Annotated in this window: 14 protein-coding genes; 13 read left to right on the top strand and 1 reads right to left on the bottom strand. The window is 50.8% G+C overall.

Annotated features, from left to right (window positions below):
* Positions 1–36: 36 nt before the first annotated feature.
* The 5 genes from rsmB to rsgA all read left to right on the top strand — a co-directional run bounded on the left by rsmB (position 37) and on the right by rsgA (position 6315).
* Positions 37–1401, top strand: a complete 1365-nt coding sequence (rsmB, locus tag OCV62_RS08405) for a 16S rRNA (cytosine(967)-C(5))-methyltransferase RsmB (RefSeq protein ID WP_262585994.1) — start codon at positions 37–39, stop codon at positions 1399–1401.
* A 3-nt stretch (positions 1402–1404) separates the two neighbouring features.
* Entirely contained in the window at positions 1405–2457 is a 1053-nt protein-coding gene (gene rlmN / locus OCV62_RS08400; protein ID WP_262585992.1) for a dual-specificity RNA methyltransferase RlmN, read from the top strand.
* A gap of 108 nt (positions 2458–2565) precedes the next feature.
* On the top strand, positions 2566–3309 hold the full coding sequence (locus tag OCV62_RS08395; protein WP_262585989.1) for a Stp1/IreP family PP2C-type Ser/Thr phosphatase: 744 nt from the start codon (positions 2566–2568) through the stop codon (positions 3307–3309).
* Complete coding sequence (pknB, locus tag OCV62_RS08390; RefSeq protein ID WP_262585987.1) at positions 3306–5417, top strand: Stk1 family PASTA domain-containing Ser/Thr kinase; 2112 nt, start codon at positions 3306–3308, stop codon at positions 5415–5417. Before OCV62_RS08395 ends, pknB begins: the two co-directional genes overlap by 4 nt.
* A gap of 4 nt (positions 5418–5421) precedes the next feature.
* Positions 5422–6315 (top strand): ribosome small subunit-dependent GTPase A, encoded by an 894-nt coding sequence (rsgA, locus tag OCV62_RS08385; RefSeq protein ID WP_262585986.1) that lies wholly within the window; start codon positions 5422–5424, stop codon positions 6313–6315.
* Positions 6316–6434: 119 nt separating this feature from the next.
* Here the strand turns inward: rsgA and OCV62_RS08380 are convergent, their stop codons facing one another.
* Positions 6435–7772 carry a sodium-dependent transporter gene (locus OCV62_RS08380; RefSeq protein WP_262585983.1) on the bottom strand — a complete coding sequence of 446 codons (1338 nt, stop codon included), beginning with the start codon at positions 7770–7772 and terminating at the stop codon, positions 6435–6437.
* 381 nt (positions 7773–8153) lie between these two features.
* Between OCV62_RS08380 and ychF the strand changes: the two genes are divergently transcribed.
* The 8 genes from ychF to OCV62_RS08340 all read left to right on the top strand — a co-directional run bounded on the left by ychF (position 8154) and on the right by OCV62_RS08340 (position 18450).
* On the top strand, positions 8154–9251 hold the full coding sequence (gene ychF / locus OCV62_RS08375) for a redox-regulated ATPase YchF (protein ID WP_262585981.1): 1098 nt from the start codon (positions 8154–8156) through the stop codon (positions 9249–9251).
* A gap of 259 nt (positions 9252–9510) precedes the next feature.
* Positions 9511–9942, top strand: coding sequence for a division/cell wall cluster transcriptional repressor MraZ (gene mraZ / locus OCV62_RS08370; protein ID WP_021915822.1), 432 nt, complete (start codon positions 9511–9513; stop codon positions 9940–9942).
* A 27-nt stretch (positions 9943–9969) separates the two neighbouring features.
* Positions 9970–10908 carry a 16S rRNA (cytosine(1402)-N(4))-methyltransferase RsmH gene (rsmH, locus tag OCV62_RS08365; protein WP_021915823.1) on the top strand — a complete coding sequence of 313 codons (939 nt, stop codon included), beginning with the start codon at positions 9970–9972 and terminating at the stop codon, positions 10906–10908.
* A gap of 111 nt (positions 10909–11019) precedes the next feature.
* Positions 11020–11541, top strand: a complete 522-nt coding sequence (locus OCV62_RS08360) for an FtsB/FtsL family cell division protein (protein ID WP_021915824.1) — start codon at positions 11020–11022, stop codon at positions 11539–11541.
* Positions 11522–13861 (top strand): peptidoglycan D,D-transpeptidase FtsI family protein, encoded by a 2340-nt coding sequence (locus tag OCV62_RS08355; RefSeq protein ID WP_262585979.1) that lies wholly within the window; start codon positions 11522–11524, stop codon positions 13859–13861. The genes OCV62_RS08360 and OCV62_RS08355 overlap by 20 nt, the downstream gene beginning before the upstream one ends.
* 256 nt (positions 13862–14117) lie before the next feature.
* Positions 14118–15878 carry a peptidoglycan D,D-transpeptidase FtsI family protein gene (locus OCV62_RS08350; RefSeq protein ID WP_262585976.1) on the top strand — a complete coding sequence of 587 codons (1761 nt, stop codon included), beginning with the start codon at positions 14118–14120 and terminating at the stop codon, positions 15876–15878.
* A gap of 57 nt (positions 15879–15935) precedes the next feature.
* Complete coding sequence (gene murD / locus OCV62_RS08345) at positions 15936–17297, top strand: UDP-N-acetylmuramoyl-L-alanine--D-glutamate ligase (RefSeq protein WP_262585974.1); 1362 nt, start codon at positions 15936–15938, stop codon at positions 17295–17297.
* Positions 17298–17301: 4 nt separating this feature from the next.
* The gene (locus OCV62_RS08340) at positions 17302–18450 is read left to right on the top strand and encodes an FtsW/RodA/SpoVE family cell cycle protein (RefSeq protein WP_262585972.1); all 1149 of its coding nucleotides are present in this window, start codon (positions 17302–17304) and stop codon (positions 18448–18450) included.
* Positions 18451–18481: the final 31 nt, after the last annotated feature.

The raw sequence follows: 18481 nt of genomic DNA, 5'->3' as shown, positions 1-18481 counted from the left end.
CAGCGGGCACCGCGCCCTGAACATGGAGAACAGAAAATGGATACAAGAGAAACAGCGCTGCTCCTGTTTGTGGAGATGGAGAAAACCAAAAACTTCGGCAGCAGCCTGATCCGGGATACCTTAAATAAATACGACTACGAAGATCCACGGGAAAAAGCGTTTTTAAAACGTCTGACGGAAGGAACGCTGGAAAGTCTCCTGACGCTGGACTATGTCATCAACGCGTATTCCAAAACGCCGACGAACAAAATGAAACCGCTGATCCGCAGTCTGCTGCGCCTGTCGGTCTATCAAATTTTGTATATGGACACCGTGCCGGATTCTGCGGCATGCAACGAAGCCGTGCGTCTGGCAAAGAAAAAGGGCTTTGAGCGGCTGTCCGGTTTTGTAAACGGTGTACTGCGTACAATTACACGGAACAAAGAAGAAATTTTGAATTCGGAGAGTGCGTTTTGGCAGGAACTTCAAAAGAACCCTGTGCAGGCACTTTCGGTGCGCTATAGCGTGCCGGAGTGGATGATTTCTCTCTGGGAAGCGCAGTATGGAGAAGAAAAGACGGAGCCTATGTTGGAGAGACTGAAAAAAGGGCGTCCGTTGACGATCCGTCTGGACAGCCGTCTGACGGAAGAAGAAAAGGCACAGGAAATCGCAGCGATCGAAGTAGCAGGCGTGACGGTGCAGAAGCACCAGTTGTATGCAGATGCGTGGAATCTGGAAGGCTGTGAGGGCATCGGTCATCTGCCGGGCTTTGCAGAAGGGCTGTTTTATGCGCAGGACGTCAGCAGCATGCTCGCGGTGGAGGCAGCAGGAATTTCGGGTGGAATGACGGTCATGGATCTTTGCAGCGCGCCGGGCGGAAAAACAACGCTCGCGGCAAGAAAGGCGGGCAGCGGGAAGGTGATCTGCGGAGATGTTTCCGAAAGAAAGGCTGCGCTGATTCTGGAAAATACCGACCGGATGAAGTGCAGCAATGTTTCGGTCAATGTCTGGGATGCGTCAGTTTTTATGGAGCAGTATAAAGAAAGCGCGGACGTGGTGCTTCTGGATGTTCCGTGTTCCGGGCTTGGCGTAATCGGCAGAAAAAAAGAAATCCGTTACCGGGTAACGAAAGAAGATCTGGCAGCACTTGTCACTTTGCAGAAAAAGATCGTGGACGCATGCTGGCAGTATGTAAAGCCGGGCGGTATTTTGCTGTATTCGACATGTACCCTGGATGTGTCAGAAAACGAAGAGATGGTGCGGTACGTGACCGAAAAGTATCCGTTTGAAGCAGAGAGCATCGACCCATTTTTGCCGGAATGTCTCCACAGCCAACAGACAAGAGCAGGATTTTTGCAGTTGTTTTTGGGCGAGTGGGACACCGACGGATTTTTTATGGCAAGACTGAGAAGGAAGAAATAGACGATGGAAAACAGAGAAAGCAGGGATTTAAAGTCCCTGCCGCTTGATTTACTGAAAGAAAAAATGACAGAGCTTTCCGAAAAACCGTTTCGGGCAAAACAGCTGTACGACTGGATGCATGTCAAGCTGGCGGGAGATTATGACGAAATGACGAATCTTTCGGCGGCGTTTCGAAACCGGTTAAAGGAAGAATATCCGTTGACAACCCTGAGGGTAGTGCGTGAGCAGACCTCTGCGATTGACGGGACAAAGAAATTTTTATTCGCGCTGCCGGACGGAAATCTGGTGGAGAGTGTGTGGATGCAGTATAAGCATGGCAATTCGGTCTGTATTTCCTCTCAGGTTGGCTGCCGGATGGGCTGCCGCTTTTGCGCGTCTACGCTGGACGGTCTGGAACGGGGACTGACGCCTGCGGAAATGCTGGATCAGATTTACCGGATTCAGAAGCTGACCGGGGAGAGGGTAAGCAATGTTGTCGTGATGGGAAGCGGGGAGCCATTGGATAATTACGACAATCTGCTCGTATTTTTGCGGATGCTGACGGATGAAAACGGTTTAAATATCAGCCAGCGCAATGTGACGGTTTCGACCTGCGGAATTGTGCCGAAAATGTATGAGCTGGCGGAGGAAAAGCTTCAGATCACGCTGGCGCTTTCCCTGCATGCGACGACGGACGAAAAGCGCCGCAGGCTGATGCCCATCGCCAACAAATACGGGATGAAGGAGCTGATGGACGCCTGCCGGAATTATGCAGACAAAACCGGACGGAGGCTGACGTTTGAATACAGTCTGGTCGGCGGCGTCAACGATACAAAAGAGGACGCAGAAGAGCTGATTGGTCTGGCAGCGCCGCTGGGCAGTCATGTCAACCTGATTCCGGTCAACCCGATTAAGGAGCGGGATTTTGTACAATCCAACCACGCCGCGATTGCAGCGTTCCAGAAGCGTCTGGAAAAAGGCGGCGTCAACGTCACGATCCGCCGTGAGATGGGCAGGGACATCGACGGGGCGTGCGGACAGCTGCGCCGCAGACACATGGAAGAGCAGAGAGAGTGAGCCGTCTCGAAAGAGGACAATGCCGGATAACAGCTTGTCCTTTTTGTATTTTTGTGCTAGTATGGTAAAGATAATGGGTGAAATTCCGAATACAGAGAGGGTGAGCGAATGAAAGCTTACGCGATTACAGATATTGGAAAAAAGAGATCCTTCAACCAGGACTATGCGTGGATGACCACCGATGAGATCGGAAAGCTTCCCAACCTGTTTATTGTAGCAGATGGAATGGGAGGTCACCGGGGCGGAGGTTATGCATCGCGCCTTGCAGTGGAGACGATTCTGGAACAGATCCGGCAAAGCCAGGCGGACAGCCCGGCAGAAATTTTGGTGGACGCGATCCGTCATGCAAACGAGTGTATCCGGCAGACGGCGGCGGAGGATGAACAGCTGAGCGGAATGGGGACTACAGTGGTAGCCGCCACCTGCGCAGACAGACAGCTTCAGGTTGCAAACGTCGGGGACAGTCGTTTGTATATTGCGGATGATGCCGGCATCCGTCAGATTACCGAGGATCATTCTCTGGTACAGGAAATGGTGCGCTTTGGCGGAATCAGCCGGGAACAGGCGAGGATCCATCCGGATCGCAACATCATTACCCGTGCCGTAGGCGTAGAGGATGATCTGCAGGTGGATCTGTTTTTGGTTCCGCTGGAAGGAAAAGACCGGGTGCTTCTGTGCTCGGATGGCCTGACCGGAATGCTGGAGGATGAAGAAATCCTGCAGATTCTGGAAGGGGAAGGCAACGTGGAAGAGCGGGCGCAGCGGCTGGTGCAGGCTGCAAACGACCACGGCGGAAGAGATAATATCGCGGTGATTATTATGGAGCCGTTTTCAGATGAGGTGAGCGGATGATTAAGATAGGAACAATGATAGGCGACCGTTACGAGGTGCTCGAGCGCATCGGGATGGGCGGAATGTCAGATGTTTATAAGGCAAAGGATCACAAACTGAACCGGCATGTAGCGGTGAAAGTGCTGAAGCAGGAATTTTCCGAAAATACGAATTTCGTATCTAAATTCCGGGTAGAGGCCCAGGCAGCAGCCAGTCTGATGCATCCGAATATTGTAAATGTGTATGACGTCGGGGAAGATAACGGGGTTTACTACATCGTTATGGAACTTGTAGACGGCATCACGCTCAAAAAATATATCGAAAAAAAGGCGCGTCTGTCCGTGCGGGAGGCGTTAAGTATCGCCATTCAGGCATGCATGGGCATCGAGGCAGCGCATAACAACCATATTATCCATCGGGATATCAAGCCGCAGAACATCATTATTTCCAAGGACGGCAAGGTAAAGGTGACGGATTTTGGCATTGCAAAAGCGGCGACAAGCAACACGATCACCTCAAATGTCATGGGTTCTGTGCATTACACTTCTCCGGAGCAGGCAAGAGGTGGATACAGCGACGAAAAGAGTGATATTTATTCGATGGGTATTACACTTTTCGAAATGCTGACCGGACGCGTTCCGTTCAACGGTGAGACGACGGTTGCGATTGCGATCAAGCATATTCAGGAAGAAATGCCGTCTCCGAGAGAATACGTGCCGGAAATTCCGGTCTGCGTGGAACAGATTGTTTTAAAATGTACCCAGAAAAGTCCGGATCGCCGCTATCACAGTATGGCGGCGCTGATTGCTGACCTGAAAAAGGCGCTGATGTCCCCGGACGAGGATTTTGTCCAGATCGAGAACCCGGATGAGGCGATGGCGACCCGTACCGTGACCTCCAGGGAACGCAAGGAAATCAATGAGAGCAGAAATAAAGAGGCAACAGAGGGCGCGCGCCTGAAAAAGAACGAGACGCCCCAGAAGCCCAAAAAGAAAAAACAGCCCGCCTATGAAGAACCGGAAGAGGATGAAGAAGACGAGGATGAGGAGTACGATGACGATTCCAGAATGGAAAAAATCACGACGCTGCTGGCGATCATCGGTGCTGTTTTAATCGGCTGTGCCGTGATCTTTTTAGTCGGCAGGGCAGTAGGTATTTTCAATTTCGGCGCGACGTCTGCGCAGGTGACGGTGGAGAATGTGACCGGTAAATCCGCGGCAGAGGCGCAGAAGATCTTAGAAGACCTTGGTTTGAAGGTAAAATTTGCCTATGAGACTTCCGATACGGTAGCGGAGGGCAATGTCATTTCACAGGATGTACAGGGCGGTACGACGGTTTCCTCCGGTACGCAGGTACAGCTGACGGTGAGCGGCACAGCACCTGCTTCCGATACGGACACAATCCCGGTTCCTGATGTGTTAGGAGCACTGGAGGCGGATGCGACCGCAACGCTGACCAGAAGCGGATTTACCGTGACGAAAGCGGACGGTTACTCCGATACGATTGAAAAGGGAAAGGTTATTTCCCAGAATCCGGTCGGCGGTTCCCGTGCAGCCTCCGGCTCTGCCGTGACGATCGTGATCAGCCAGGGACCGGATACCGGCAGTAAAAATACGATGCCGGCTATCATCGGTCTGGATGTGGAGACAGCGGTTGCAATTTTGACAGAAAACGGATTTTTGATCGGGGACCAGAAAGAGATGAGCGATGACACGGTTCCTGCCGGAAAGGTATGCTATGCAAGCTATACGGCAGGTGCTGCGGTAGAGCCCGGTTCTACGATCGATATCGGAATCAGCGTCGGCCCCAAAGCGGTTACCTACGCATATCAGGAAGCGGTTGCAAGCCCGGCAGATCTGGATCCCCAGTACAAAGAAGGAACCGAGTGTACAGTAACGATCACCGGACAGTCCGGTACGGAATATTTAAAGACGACAGTTCGTTCTTTCCCGATCACGACAGTCAATCTGCATGGAATGGCAGATCCGGCAGGACTGATTACCTACGAATATACGGTGACCGGTGAGGCGACCACGACGACGGACGAGGATGGAAACCTTGTAACCGTGCCCGGAACGACAACGAGACAGACCGTGCAGCGCCAGGTCATGTTTACATCGGAAGGATAAGTGGATGCAGGGAAAAATCATCAGGGGAATCGGTGGATTTTATTATGTGCACACCCATCAGGGCGTATACGAATGCCGTGCAAGGGGCATTTTCCGAAAAGATAAGGAAAAGCCCCTGCCGGGCGACCTGGTTTCAATCAGTGTCCTGGACGAAACAGAAAAAAAGGGAAATCTGGATGAAATCCTGCCGAGAACAAACAGCCTGATCCGACCGGCAGTAGCCAATGTGGATCAGGCGCTTGTCATTTTTGCACTTGTGAGCCCCAAACCGAACTTTAACTTACTGGATCGGTTTCTGGTTTTAATGGAAAAACAGGGAATTCCTGCACTGATCTGTATGAACAAGACGGATCTGGCTTCCGACGAAATGATCGCGGAAGTAAGGGAACGCTATCGCACCAGTGGCTATCCGCTGCTGTTTGTCAGCGCGGCACAAAAAGAAGGTATTGAAGCGATCCGGGAGTATCTTCGGGGGAAGACGACGACTGTTGCCGGTCCCAGCGGAGTCGGAAAATCGTCTCTGATCAACCTGCTGCAGGATGGTGTACAGATGCAGACAGGCGCAGTAAGTGAAAAAATTGAACGGGGACGGCATACGACGCGGCATACGGAGCTGATGTGGGTGGAAGAGGATACCTACATTCTGGATACGCCGGGCTTTTCCTCGATTGAGTTATTCGGCGTTGAGAAAGAAGAGCTGGGCGGCTATTTTCCGGAAATCGCAGCACATGCCGGAAATTGCAGGTTCCGGGGATGCGCGCATCTGGCGGAGCCGGACTGTGCAGTGAAGGAAGCGGTGGATAACGGCGAAATCAGCAAGGGGAGATATGAAAATTATCAGCTGCTTTATGAAGATTTGAAAAAAAAGACGGGATACGGAAGGCGTAGGGACACCTGACTGAGACGGATTTAGACAGAGCATAAAAACGGCTGCCCGGAGGAATGAAAAAATCCTCCGGGCAGCCTATTTTTCATGACAATAGAATGCTCGCAGAGCGTGCATTCTATTGTTTGTGCCTAGCGCCACGCAAATGTCGCCATGCCGTAGATATAAATAAACGCGATGGCAATCGGGACGACGAAGCGAAAGACTGGTTTCATCCATGCCTTCACCTTTAAACCGTGTCCGGTATTGGCTTCCTGTACGAAATTCTCCCAGCCCCAGCCAAAGCTGTTGCAGCAAAACAGAGCAAGCACCAGGGAACCGATGGGCAATATATTGTTGGATACGATAAAATCCCAGAAATCCAGCCATGCCGTGCCTGCTGCGAAGGGCTGAAAATGCAGGAGGCTGTAGCCGAGGGCAGTTGTCAGAGCCAGGACAAAAATGCCGGCGCCGCAGACAATGCAGCCCTTTTTTCGTGACCAGCCGGTGAGCTCGCGGATCATGGCGAGAATATTTTCGCAGACGCCCAGGACAGTTGAAAGGGCGGCGAACACCATGAACAGGAAAAACAGAGTGCCCCAGATGCGTCCGCCAGCCATGTGGTTGAAGACATCCGCCATGGTGTCGAATAACAGGCTGGGTCCTGCATTGACCTCCAGCCCGTAGGTAAAGCAGGCGGGGAACATGATGATCCCTGCGAGAACTGCCACGAGTGTGTCCAGTAAAATAATGGTGACGGATTCCCCCATCAGCGACCGCTTTTTGTCAATATAGCTGCCGAAAATAGCCATGCCTCCCATTCCAACCGACAGTGTGAAAAATGCCTGATTCATTGCGCCGACGATGACGGAGCCGTTGATCTTGGAAAAGTCTGGAACCAGATAAAACTTCACCCCGTCTGCTGCGCCGGAAAGGGTCAGGCTGTGGACCGCCAGCACCAGCATCAGAACGAGCAGAGAGGTCATCATATATTTCGTGATGCGTTCCAGCCCGCCCTGTAAGTCAAAGCTCAGAATCAGAAAAGCGACGATGACTGTGATGAGCAGATAGGACACATTGACGGACGGATTCTGAATCATCTGTGTAAAGCCGAAGGACTGATTCTGCCCGGTTATAAATTTCACAAAGTAATAGATCAGCCAGCCGCACACGACGGTGTAAAACGCCATCAGGGTAATATTGCCAATCAGACTGACGATACCGAAAATCCCCCATTTGTGGCCGGGCTTTTCGAGCTTCTGGTACATGTAGATCGGACTTGTCCGGGCAGCGCGCCCGACGGAAAATTCCATCGTCATGACAGGCAGACCGAGAATGAGCAGGCAGATCAGATAGATCAGCATAAAGCCTCCACCCCCGTTTTGTCCGCACATCCACGGAAATTTCCATACATTGCCGCAGCCGATGGCACATCCTGCCGAGATCATGATAAATCCGAGACGGCTGCCGAGTTGTTCCCTTTTTTCCATTGTTGTTGATTTCCCTCTTTTCTTTTTCCCAAATACAGCTCTGCCCAGGAGAAAAAACAGAGCCTGCAGAGAGAAGTATAGCGGAAAGCATAAAAAAAAACAAGCCATCGGATTTGGAATGACGAAAGTGGATTTTGGGACGGTGTGTTATGCGTTATGATCTTTGGAAAATTGATTTTTGAGGTTTAAAAAAGAAAACAAATATGATATATTATTAGATTGTATCCAACTTTTTGCTTACACGGCAGAGAGAGGGAGAAAATAAAAGAGCTGGAGAAAATAGAAAGCGTCCTGAAAATGTGCAGGTAATTGTGCAGTACAAAAACATAGAAAGGCGAAAATCCCGATAAATCAAGGGTTTTCGGACAGGTAAATCGTAAAATGAAACTAGGAATCGTTGGTCTCCCGAATGTTGGTAAAAGTACCTTATTTAATTCTCTGACGAAAGCTGGTGCGGAGTCTGCAAACTATCCGTTCTGTACCATTGACCCCAATGTAGGTGTGGTAGCCGTTCCGGACGAGCGCTTAAAGCTTCTGGGTGATCTGTATCATTCCAAAAAGGTAACGCCTGCTGTGATCGAGTTTGTAGACATCGCAGGTCTGGTAAAAGGTGCTTCTAAGGGCGAAGGCCTTGGCAACCAGTTTTTGAGCAATATCCGCGAAGTGGATGCGATCGTGCACGTCGTTCGCTGTTTTGAGGACAGCAACGTTGTCCATGTAGATGGAAGCGTGAATCCGCTGCGCGACATCGAGACGATCAACCTCGAGCTGATCTTCTCCGACCTGGAAATTCTGGAACGCAGAATCGCCAAAGTGGCAAAGGGCGCGAGAATGGATAAGGAGCAGGCAAAAGAGCTGGCGATGCTGGAGCGTGTCAAGGAGCGTCTGGAGGACGGAAAGCTTGCAATCGGCTTCGAGACAGAGGATGAAGACGAGGAAGAATACTTCAAGAACCTGAACCTGCTGACTGCAAAACCGGTGATCTATGCGGCGAATGTCGGGGAAGAGGATCTGGCAAACGATGGCGCAGACAACGCAGGCGTACAGGCAGTCAGAGAATATGCAAAAGAAACCGGCAGTGAGGTATTTGCGATCTGCGCACAGATCGAGGAAGAAATTTCCGAGCTGGACGATGAAGAACGCCAGATGTTTCTGGATGACCTTGGATTAAAAGAATCCGGTCTGGAAAAGCTGATCCGCGCAAGTTACCATCTGCTCGGCCTGATGAGCTTTTTAACTTCCGGCGAGGATGAGACGAGAGCATGGACGATCAAACAGGGCACAAAAGCACCGCAGGCGGCCGGCAAGATTCACACCGACTTCGAACGCGGCTTTATCAAGGCTGAGGTTGTCAATTACAAAGATCTGCTGGAAAACGGCTCCCTTGCGGCAGCGAGAGAAAAAGGACTTGTCCGCATGGAGGGCAAGGAATATGTGGTACAGGACGGCGATGTAATCCTGTTCCGCTTCAATGTCTGAGAAAATCGTTACTGTTCACTCGCACCATTCGCAAAAGCGCAAAAAAATTATAAATACAACAAAAGGTACGCTTTTAGGGCATTTTGTTGTCACGAATGACGAAAAAGGCAGTTGGACTTTTCACGGTCCGGCTGTCTTTTTTTTCTGAAATCGCTTGTCAAGGAGGGCATTTTATACTAAAATGGTTTCAAAGTGGTAGAAAGTGGTACGAAGTGGAGTAAGGTGGCAGACCTTTTCCATGAATGGCAGGTGATTGTACATGTTTATGGGCGAATACAATCATACGTTGGATACAAAAGGCAGGTTGATCATTCCCTCCAAATTTCGAGAGACGCTCGGTGAGAAATTTGTAGTGACCAAGGGACTGGATGGCTGCTTATTTGTGTACGACAATGCCGGCTGGACTGCTTTCGAAGAAAAGCTTCAGGCAATGCCCATCAGCAGAAAAGACACCCGTATGTTTGTCCGTCACTTTCTGGCAGGCGCCGCGGAGGTGGAGGTGGACAAGCAGGGACGTGCCCTGATCCCTTCCAAATTAAGAGAATTTGCAGAGCTGACCAAAGACGTTGTGCTGGTGGGCGCTGCAGGACATATTGAAATCTGGAGCCAGGAGCGCTGGGATGCCCTGGAAGAAGAGGCGGAGGAATCCATGGAGGATATCGCAGAGCGCATGGACGACCTCGGACTGTAATTGCTGTAACAAAGAAAGGAAAAATCGATGGAATTTGCACATACATCCGTCCTGTTGGAGGAGACAATTGAAGGACTTGCAATCAAACCGGACGGCATCTATGTGGACGGCACATTGGGCGGGGCAGGACATTCCAGCCACATTGCAGCGCGCCTTAGGACCGGCCGGCTGATCGGTATCGACCAGGATGCAGAGGCGATCGAAGCGGCGACAAAACGGCTGGAGCCGTGGCAGGAACATGTGACGCTGGTGCGCGACAATTACTGTAACCTTCCGGCAGTATTAAACAGCCTCGGCATCGACAAAGTAGATGGCATTATGTTAGACCTTGGCGTATCCTCCTATCAGCTGGATAATGCCGAGAGAGGATTTTCCTATCGTTATGATACCGCACTGGATATGCGGATGGATCAGCGCCAGACCCTGACGGCGAAAACGATCGTCAATGAGTGGTCACAGGCAGAGCTGTTTCGGTGTATCCGGGACTACGGAGAAGATAAATTTGCGCAGAATATCGCCAAACACATCGTGCAGGCGAGAGAAAAGAAGCCGATTGAGACGACCGGGGAATTAAACGACATCATCCGGGCGGCGATTCCGGCAAAGATGCGGGAAAAAGGCGGACATCCCTCCAAACGCACGTTTCAGGCGATTCGGATTGCCTGCAACAGAGAGCTGGAGGTATTGGAAAATTCCCTGGACGCCTTTATCGACCGGCTGGCTCCGGGTGGAAGGCTCTGCATCATCACCTTCCATTCGCTGGAAGACAGAATTGTGAAAAATGCCTTCCGCAGAAATGAAAATCCCTGTACCTGCCCGCCGGAATTTCCGGTGTGCGTGTGCGGCAAAACGAGCCGGGGACATGTTGTGACCCGCAAACCGATTCTTCCGACCGAGGAAGAGATGGAGACAAATTCCAGAGCGAAAAGCGCAAAGCTGCGCATTTTCGAAAAAATAGAGAGCTAGTACATCGTTTTCGAAATAACGATACCACTCACTTGCCTGTGAATCCGATTGGTATCGTTATTTACGAAATGCTGTACCAGAAGCCGGAACAGACGGCGGTGAGGAGAGCAAATGGCAAGAACATCGAATTCAGTCAGAAGAAGCCAATCGGCAGCGTACAAAAGAACGCCTTATCAGAAAACAGCATATGTAAACGGTACGGCAGTCAGACACGCTGAGGTAGGCGAAGGGCTGGAACGCCATTTGGATCAGGTCTCCGGACGGGTTCCGAGACGTGAGCTGGAGAAGCAGAAGCAGGAAATGAAACGCCTGCGCTACAGAAATGCAGCCTATGTGCTGTTTCTGACTGTGGCGTTTGCAGTCACGAGCGTAATGCTGATCAGTTATATCCGGATGGAATCCTCGATCACCCAGAGCGTAAAGCAGGTTGCAGCGCTGCAGAGTCAGCTAAATAACTTAAAGACGGAAAATGACGAAATGAAAAACCGGATTGACAGCTCCATCAATCTGGAGGAAATCAGAAGAATTGCAATTACGGAGCTTGGCATGACCTACGCAGGACAGGGACAGATCGTGGAAATCCCGGATGATGGAAGCGATTATGTAAGACAGTATGCAGACATCAAGAAGTGAGGCAGGTGCCGGATTGGATAAGAAGAATAAGTTTACAATACGAATGCAGAGAAAGCTGGTGGTACTGTTTTGTTTGGTACTGCTGGCTTTTGCAGGGTTGAGCGTCAGATTGATTTTAATTAACCGGGATAACGGCGACAGCTACAAAAAGCAGGTGCTTTCCCAGCAGCAGTATTCCAGTACGACGATTCCTTATAAACGGGGAGAAATCCTGGACAGCAAGGGAACGAAGCTGGCATCGAGTGAAAAGGTTTACGATCTGGTGCTGGATATCAAACAGATGAATAACAAAGAGGACTATGTGGAGCCTACGATCCAGGCACTGGAGGATTATTTTAGCATTGACGGCGATCAGGTGCGCGCTTATGCGCAGGAACACCCGGATTCCCAGTATTATGTCCTCAAAAAGAGAATGTCCTACAATGAAATCAGTGATTATCAGCAGATGATGGCGGATACGAGCCAGAAAGAATATAACCAGTATGTCAAGGGAATCTGGTTTGAGGAAAGCTATAAGCGAGTTTACCCGAATAGCTCTCTCGCAAGCGATGTCATCGGCTTTACGCGGACGGACGGAACCGGAACCTACGGACTGGAAGAGTATTACAACGATGTTTTGAGCGGCGTAAACGGCAGACAGTATGGATATATAGACGGGGACGATAATCTGCAGCGGACGACGGAGGCTGCTGTAGACGGCTACAATGTTTATTCCACGATCGACGCGACGATTCAGGGCATTGTGGAAAAGTACCTCAAAAAATATAACGACGAAAACAAAGACAGCACCCGCGAGGGTAACGGTGCGCAGGATGCAGCGTGTATTGTGATGGATGTCCACAGTGGGGAAGTGCTCGCAATGGCGAGTTATCCGACGTTTGACTTAAACGATACGAGAAATCCGGAGGCACTGATCGGCAGCAAACTGATCGATGTCAGTGGAAACTCGACGGATACGGTCATCAACGAAGAGATTGCAGCGTCGATGAAGCAGGAGGAAAATAACGATCTGCTTGTACAGAACTTAAATGCCCTCTGGAAAAACTACTGCATTAACAGCACTTACGAGCCGGGTTCCACGATGAAGCCCTTCGTTGCAGCGATGGGATTGGAGGACGGCAGGCTCAAAGGCAATGAATCCTTTGAATGCACCGGTATCATCGAGATCGGCGGCTACAAAATCCGCTGTCATAACTACACAAACGGTGCGGAGGGGTGGCTGACGATCGGAGAATCCATTGAACGCTCCTGTAATGTCACGCTGATCCGGATGGCACAGGTTATCGGGATCGATGAATTTCTGAAATATATGTCGGAATATAATTTCGGCTTAAAGACCAATATAGATCTGGCGGGCGAGGCAAGAACGGCTTCCCTGGTATTCAATTCTTCAACGATGGGACCTACGGAGCTTGCAACCTCGAGCTTTGGACAGGGCTTTAACGTGACGATGATCCAGATGATCACAGGTTTTTGCTCCCTGATCAACGGAGGCTATTATTATGAACCGCATATGGTAAGCAAGATTACGGCAGCAGATGGATCTGTGGTAAAAAATATTGAGCCGAGACTGTTAAAACAGACCATTTCCGCGGAAACTTCGGAGAAAATCCGTGAATACTGCGTTCAGGTTGTGGAAGGTGCAAATGGTACCGGTAAACGTGCAAAGCCTGCAGGCTATCGCATCGGCGGTAAGACTGGTACAGCAGAAACTGTCAGCGCCAGCGGTACTCGTGAAAAGGAGGATTACGTCGTATCGTTTCTGGGCTATGCGCCCGCAGAAGATCCACAGATCGCAATTTATGTGGTTTTAAACAGACCAAACGCCCGGGAACAGGATCTGGAAACGAGAAAAGCATGTATCATCGCCAAAAACATATTGACCGAAGTGCTTCCTTATTTAAATATCTTCATGACACAGGAGCTGACGGACGAAGAGCGCGCAGAGCTGGAAGCGATGCAGATTGAAATCCGCGAGCAGCTGAGCGCAAACGCGCCGGCGTCGGATGTCAGCGGGAATGATGTCAGTGGAAATACAACCGATACCGGCGGGGATCCGTCTGCCGGGGATACTACGGCAGGGGAGAACAGCAGCGCTGCGCAGCCTGCGGGCGACGACCCGTCTACAACAGGTGGAGATACTGCAAATGGAGCAGAAGCGGACAATCCGTATGTCAACAGCGACGGGCAGTTGATCGATCCGACGACTGGAGAGGTGATCACGGAGGATTCGGATGGCTATGATGTGCCGGTTTCCGGCATTCTGGAAAATGGTGCAGCAGGCGACTCTGGTGGGGATACGCAAAATCCCATGGAATAATGGCAGAAAAGAGGTAACTGCTCAGTAGGTCTGCGCATTTACTGCGCTGACCGTAAGAAAACTTAGACTAGAAGGCAAAAATCCTATCGGCATAGCCGATTTGAAATGGATTTTTGCGCGTAACTGCGAGGGTACGGAACAGTTACGAAAAGAGCTGTATCGCTGTCTGATGTGGTCACAGCGCGCAGCGGCAGCGTGTGCATATTTTAGGCAGCGGTTTCATAAGGTATAGTAATTTCTGCTTTGCAGGGAACCTATGGAACTGAGCAAACCGTTTCACCGCAAAAAGATCGTCGTAATTTTTCTGGCGTGCATTCTGATCTTTTCAGGGCTGTCCGCCAGAGTGGTATATCTGATGGTATTTCGGGCGGCACATTATTCTGAGCTCGCGCTGGATTTGCATCAGAGAGAGCGCAAAATCAAGGCAAAGCGCGGGAGAATTTTAGACCGGAACGGGATCGTGCTGGCGGATAACCAGCCGGTCTGTACGATTTCTGTCATCCATAACCAGATTCGCGATCCCAACGCAGTGATTGCGCTTTTGTGCAGCAAGCTTGGACTGTCGGAAGAGACCGTTCGAAAAAGAGTGGAAAAGGTATCGTCCATCGAAAAAATCAAAAGCAATGTCGATCTGGAAACCGGGGAGGAAATTTACCGGACAGGGCTGGACGGCATCAAGGTGGACGAGGATTATAAACGATATTATCCGTATGAGAATCTCGCTTCCAAAGTGATCGGCTTTACCGGAGGCGATAATCAGGGAATTTTGGCATTGGAAAGCCGGTATGAGGAAGTGCTTTCCGGGCAGGAGGGCCTGATTCTGGAAATGACGGACGCACGCGGCGTCCGGCTTCTGGATGAAGGAGAGAGCCGGGTAGAGCCGGTGGATGGAAAGGATTTATACATTAGTCTGGATGCCAACATCCAGCTGTACGCACAGCAGCTGGCGGAGCAGGTCTGCCTGGAAAAAGAAGCGGAAAGCGTTTCGATTCTGGTGCTGCGTCCCGATAACGGAGAAATCCTTGCGATGGTGGATGTGCCGGAATATCAGTTGAATGACCCGTTCACACTTCCGGAGGGGCAGCAAGAACAGCTCATGAACGAAAAAGAAAAGCAGGAAGCCCTGAATAAAATGTGGAGAAACGCCTGCATCAACGATACCTACGAGCCTGGCTCTGCCTTTAAGGTCATTACGGCGGCAGCCGCATTGGAAAACGGCGTTGTCCGGGAAGAGGATTCTTTTCAGTGCCCGGGCTATATTGTCGTAGAGGGCAGAAAAATCCGGTGTGCAAAGGTTCGGGGTCATGGAACTGAAAATTTCGTACAGGGGACGATGAATTCCTGCAATCCGGTGTTTGTGACGGTAGGGCTTCGGATGGGTGCAGATACGTTTTACCAAAGCATGAAGCAGTTCGGGCTGCTGAACAGAACTGGAATCGATGTGCCTGGAGAAGCCGGTACAATCATGCACGCACAGGATCAGATCGGTCCGGTGGAGCTTGCGACGATTTCGTTCGGGCAGTCCTTTCAGATCACGCCGATCCAGCTTGCAGCGACGGTCAGCTCCCTCATTAATGGCGGGACGCGGATTACACCGCATTTGGGACTGTATTGCGAAAAGACGGACGGTTCGGAGCGCATTTCGGTGCAGAAGGAAACGGAGCAAAAACGGATTCTTTCGGAAGAAACGAGCGCCCGGCTGCGCAGCATCCTGTTTCAGGTCGTGGAAAACGGCGGCGGAAAAAATGGAAAAGTCGAAGGCTATCAGGTGGGCGGCAAGACGGCGACCAGCGAGACGCTTCCTCGCGGTACTGGTCGGTATATTTCTTCGTTTCTGGGTTTTGCGCCTGCGGACGATCCGAAGGTGCTGGCATTGTGCATTATCCGAAACCCCCAAGGCGTCTATTATGGTGGATTGGTGGCGGCACCGGTAGTGCGCGAGCTTTTTGAAAATATTCTTCCCTATCTGGATGAAATAGGGTATTATGAGAAGAATGAAACAATAAACCGCAATTAATTGCAGGGAAACATAGAACGAAAGTGCTGTCTATGGCAGCGAAAGGAGAGAATCAACATGGATTTACTGGGAAAAAAGGTACTGGTAGCCGGATGCGGAAAGAGCGGACTCGGAGCCGCCGGACTCTTGCAGAAAGCGGGAGCCGTTCCCGTTCTGTTTGATGAAAATGAAAAGCTGGATGGGAAGGCGCTCTGCGCGCGGGAGGATTATCCAAAAGATACTGCGCTGGTACTGGGAAGCCTTCCGAAGGAGTTGCTTTCCGAGCTTTCGCTGGCGGTTTTAAGCCCCGGTATTTCCATTGAAGAAGCGTTTGTTTCTACACTGGAAGAGGCGGATATTCCGGTATGGGGCGAAATTGAGCTCGCCTGGAACTATGAAAAGGGAAAGGTGCTCGCAATTACAGGCACGAACGGAAAGACCACGACGACAACGCTGGTGGGCGAGATCTTGAAGCGTTATCAGGACAATACGTTTGTTGTCGGCAATATCGGAACCCCCTATACGCAGGAGGTTTTAAAAACAGATAAGGACAGCGTGACGGTAGCGGAGATCAGCAGCTTCCAGCTGGAAACTGCAGTGCATTTCCATCCGACTGTCAGCGCGATTTTAAATATCACGCCGGATCATTTGAACCGTCATCATACGATGGAGAACTATGCGGCGGTCAAGGAATCCATCACGAAGAACCAGACAAAGGACGATTTCTGTGTGCTCAATCACGAGGACAGCTGGTTAAAGGCGTTTGCACCGAAGTGCCCGGCCCAGGTCATCTGGTTTTCTTCCAAAGAAAAGCTGGAGAGAGGCTATTATCTGGTCGGCAGCAAAATCTGCAGAAATCTCGGAAATGGGGAAGAAGTCCTGATGGATGTTGACAAGATGCAGCTGATCGGCGTACATAATTTTGAAAACGTGATGGCGGCGATTGCGATTGCAGCAGCATACGGCGTGCCGATGGAAACAATTCTGGATACCGTAAAACATTTTCAGGCAGTAGAACACAGAATCGAATATGTAGCGACCAAAAACGGCGTCGTTTATTATAACGATTCCAAGGGAACCAATCCCGATGCGGCGATTCAGGCGATCCGCGCAATGAAGTGGCCCACCGTGCTGATCGGCGGCGGCTATGATAAGCAGAACACCTACGACGAGTGGATTGAAGCGTTTGACGGCAAGGTGAAGCTGCTTGTGCTGATCGGTCAGACGCGGGAAAAGATCGCGGAGTGCGCAAAGAAGCACGGAATGGAAAATATCGTTTTGGCGGACAGCTTTGAAGAAGCGATGGATACCTGTGTAAAGGCAGCGTGTCCGGGCGACGCGGTGCTGTTGTCCCCCGCATGCGCGAGCTGGGGAATGTTCCCGAATTATGAAGTGCGCGGTAAAATGTTCAAGGAATATGTAAACAGCCTGAAGGGGTGAGCAAGTGGCAGGACGGAGAAAATCTCAGAAAACAGAATACTATTTTGATTACAGTCTTCTGTTCATCATCCTGTTTCTGACAGGCTTCGGACTGGTTATGATTTATTCCGCCAGCGCTTACGATGCGACGACGCAGAATCTGAACGAGGACTATTATCTGATGCATCAGGCGTTTGCGGCGGCGCTGGGGCTGGTGGGGATGTTTTTCGTCTCCCACATCCCATATCATTTTTGGGAACGGTTTGCGGTAATCGGCTATGTGGTTTCCCTGATTTTGATTGTACTCGTGCTGTCGCCGCTGGGCGTCGAGGTCAACGGTGCAAGAAGGTGGCTGAATCTAGGTATGTCGATTCAGCCTGCGGAGATCGCAAAGCTGGCGATGATTCTGTTTCTGGCGACGTTTATCTGCAAGATGGGAAGAAACATTCGGACGTCGAAAGGCTTTTTGACGGTTATTGGAGTTTCCCTGCCGCACGTTTTTTGTATCTGGCAAATCACCAACAACCTGAGCTCTGCGATTATCGTGCTGGGAATTGCGGTCCTGATGCTGTTTGTGGCGAGTCCGCAATACAAACCATTTTTCATCATAGGAGGAATTGGAGCACTCGCAGTTATAGGCGTAATTTTCGGTGTCAAGCAGCTGCAGAGCATCGAAGGGCTGGATTTCCGTTTCGCCCGTATCATGGCGTGGCTCGATCCGGAAGCCTATGCGTCCGGCAAGGGCTTTCAGACGCTGCAGGCACTTTATGCGATCGGCTCCGGCGGTATTTTTGGAAAGGGGCTCGGGCAGAGTATCCAGAAACTGGGCTTTTTGCCGGAGCAGCAGAATGATATGATCTTTTCGATCATCTGTGAGGAGCTGGGGCTGTTCGGCGGCATTGCTGTGATCCTGATTTTTTTGCTGTTGATCTGGCGTCTGATGATTATTGCGAACAACGCGTCGGATCTGTTCGGTGCGCTGTTAGTTGTCGGTGTGCTGGGACATATCGCGATTCAGGTCATTTTAAATGTTGCGGTCGTAACGAACTCAATGCCGAACACCGGCGTGTCCCTGCCGTTTATCAGCTACGGCGGCTCATCGATCCTGTTTTTGCTGATCGAGATGGGGCTCGTCATGAGCGTTGCCCGCGGCATCAAGGTCCGGGATGTGTAATGGTGTATGCGCGTATCGCTCGTTCATCGGG

It is taken from the genome of Gallintestinimicrobium propionicum (assembly GCF_025567525.1).
In the GTDB taxonomy this organism is placed as follows: domain Bacteria; phylum Bacillota; class Clostridia; order Lachnospirales; family Lachnospiraceae; genus Gallintestinimicrobium; species Gallintestinimicrobium propionicum.
The sequence above is the reverse complement of the archived record's forward strand: the minus strand, read 5'-3'. Positions and strand labels throughout refer to the sequence as shown.

Excerpts from the sequence above, each read along its gene's own strand:
- murD (WP_262585974.1), top strand. The coding sequence starts at position 15,936 with ATGGATTTACTGGGAAAAAAGGTACTGGTAGCCGGATGCGGAAAGAGC.
- OCV62_RS08380 (WP_262585983.1), bottom strand. The coding sequence starts at position 7,772 with ATGGAAAAAAGGGAACAACTCGGCAGCCGTCTCGGATTTATCATGATC.
- rlmN (WP_262585992.1), top strand. The coding sequence starts at position 1,405 with ATGGAAAACAGAGAAAGCAGGGATTTAAAGTCCCTGCCGCTTGATTTA.
- OCV62_RS08350 (WP_262585976.1), top strand. The coding sequence starts at position 14,118 with ATGGAACTGAGCAAACCGTTTCACCGCAAAAAGATCGTCGTAATTTTT.
- rsmB (WP_262585994.1), top strand. The coding sequence starts at position 37 with ATGGATACAAGAGAAACAGCGCTGCTCCTGTTTGTGGAGATGGAGAAA.
- rsgA (WP_262585986.1), top strand. The coding sequence starts at position 5,422 with ATGCAGGGAAAAATCATCAGGGGAATCGGTGGATTTTATTATGTGCAC.
- rsmH (WP_021915823.1), top strand. The coding sequence starts at position 9,970 with ATGGAATTTGCACATACATCCGTCCTGTTGGAGGAGACAATTGAAGGA.
- OCV62_RS08360 (WP_021915824.1), top strand. The coding sequence starts at position 11,020 with ATGGCAAGAACATCGAATTCAGTCAGAAGAAGCCAATCGGCAGCGTAC.
- OCV62_RS08395 (WP_262585989.1), top strand. The coding sequence starts at position 2,566 with ATGAAAGCTTACGCGATTACAGATATTGGAAAAAAGAGATCCTTCAAC.
- mraZ (WP_021915822.1), top strand. The coding sequence starts at position 9,511 with ATGTTTATGGGCGAATACAATCATACGTTGGATACAAAAGGCAGGTTG.
- ychF (WP_262585981.1), top strand. The coding sequence starts at position 8,154 with ATGAAACTAGGAATCGTTGGTCTCCCGAATGTTGGTAAAAGTACCTTA.
- pknB (WP_262585987.1), top strand. The coding sequence starts at position 3,306 with ATGATTAAGATAGGAACAATGATAGGCGACCGTTACGAGGTGCTCGAG.
- OCV62_RS08355 (WP_262585979.1), top strand. The coding sequence starts at position 11,522 with ATGCAGACATCAAGAAGTGAGGCAGGTGCCGGATTGGATAAGAAGAAT.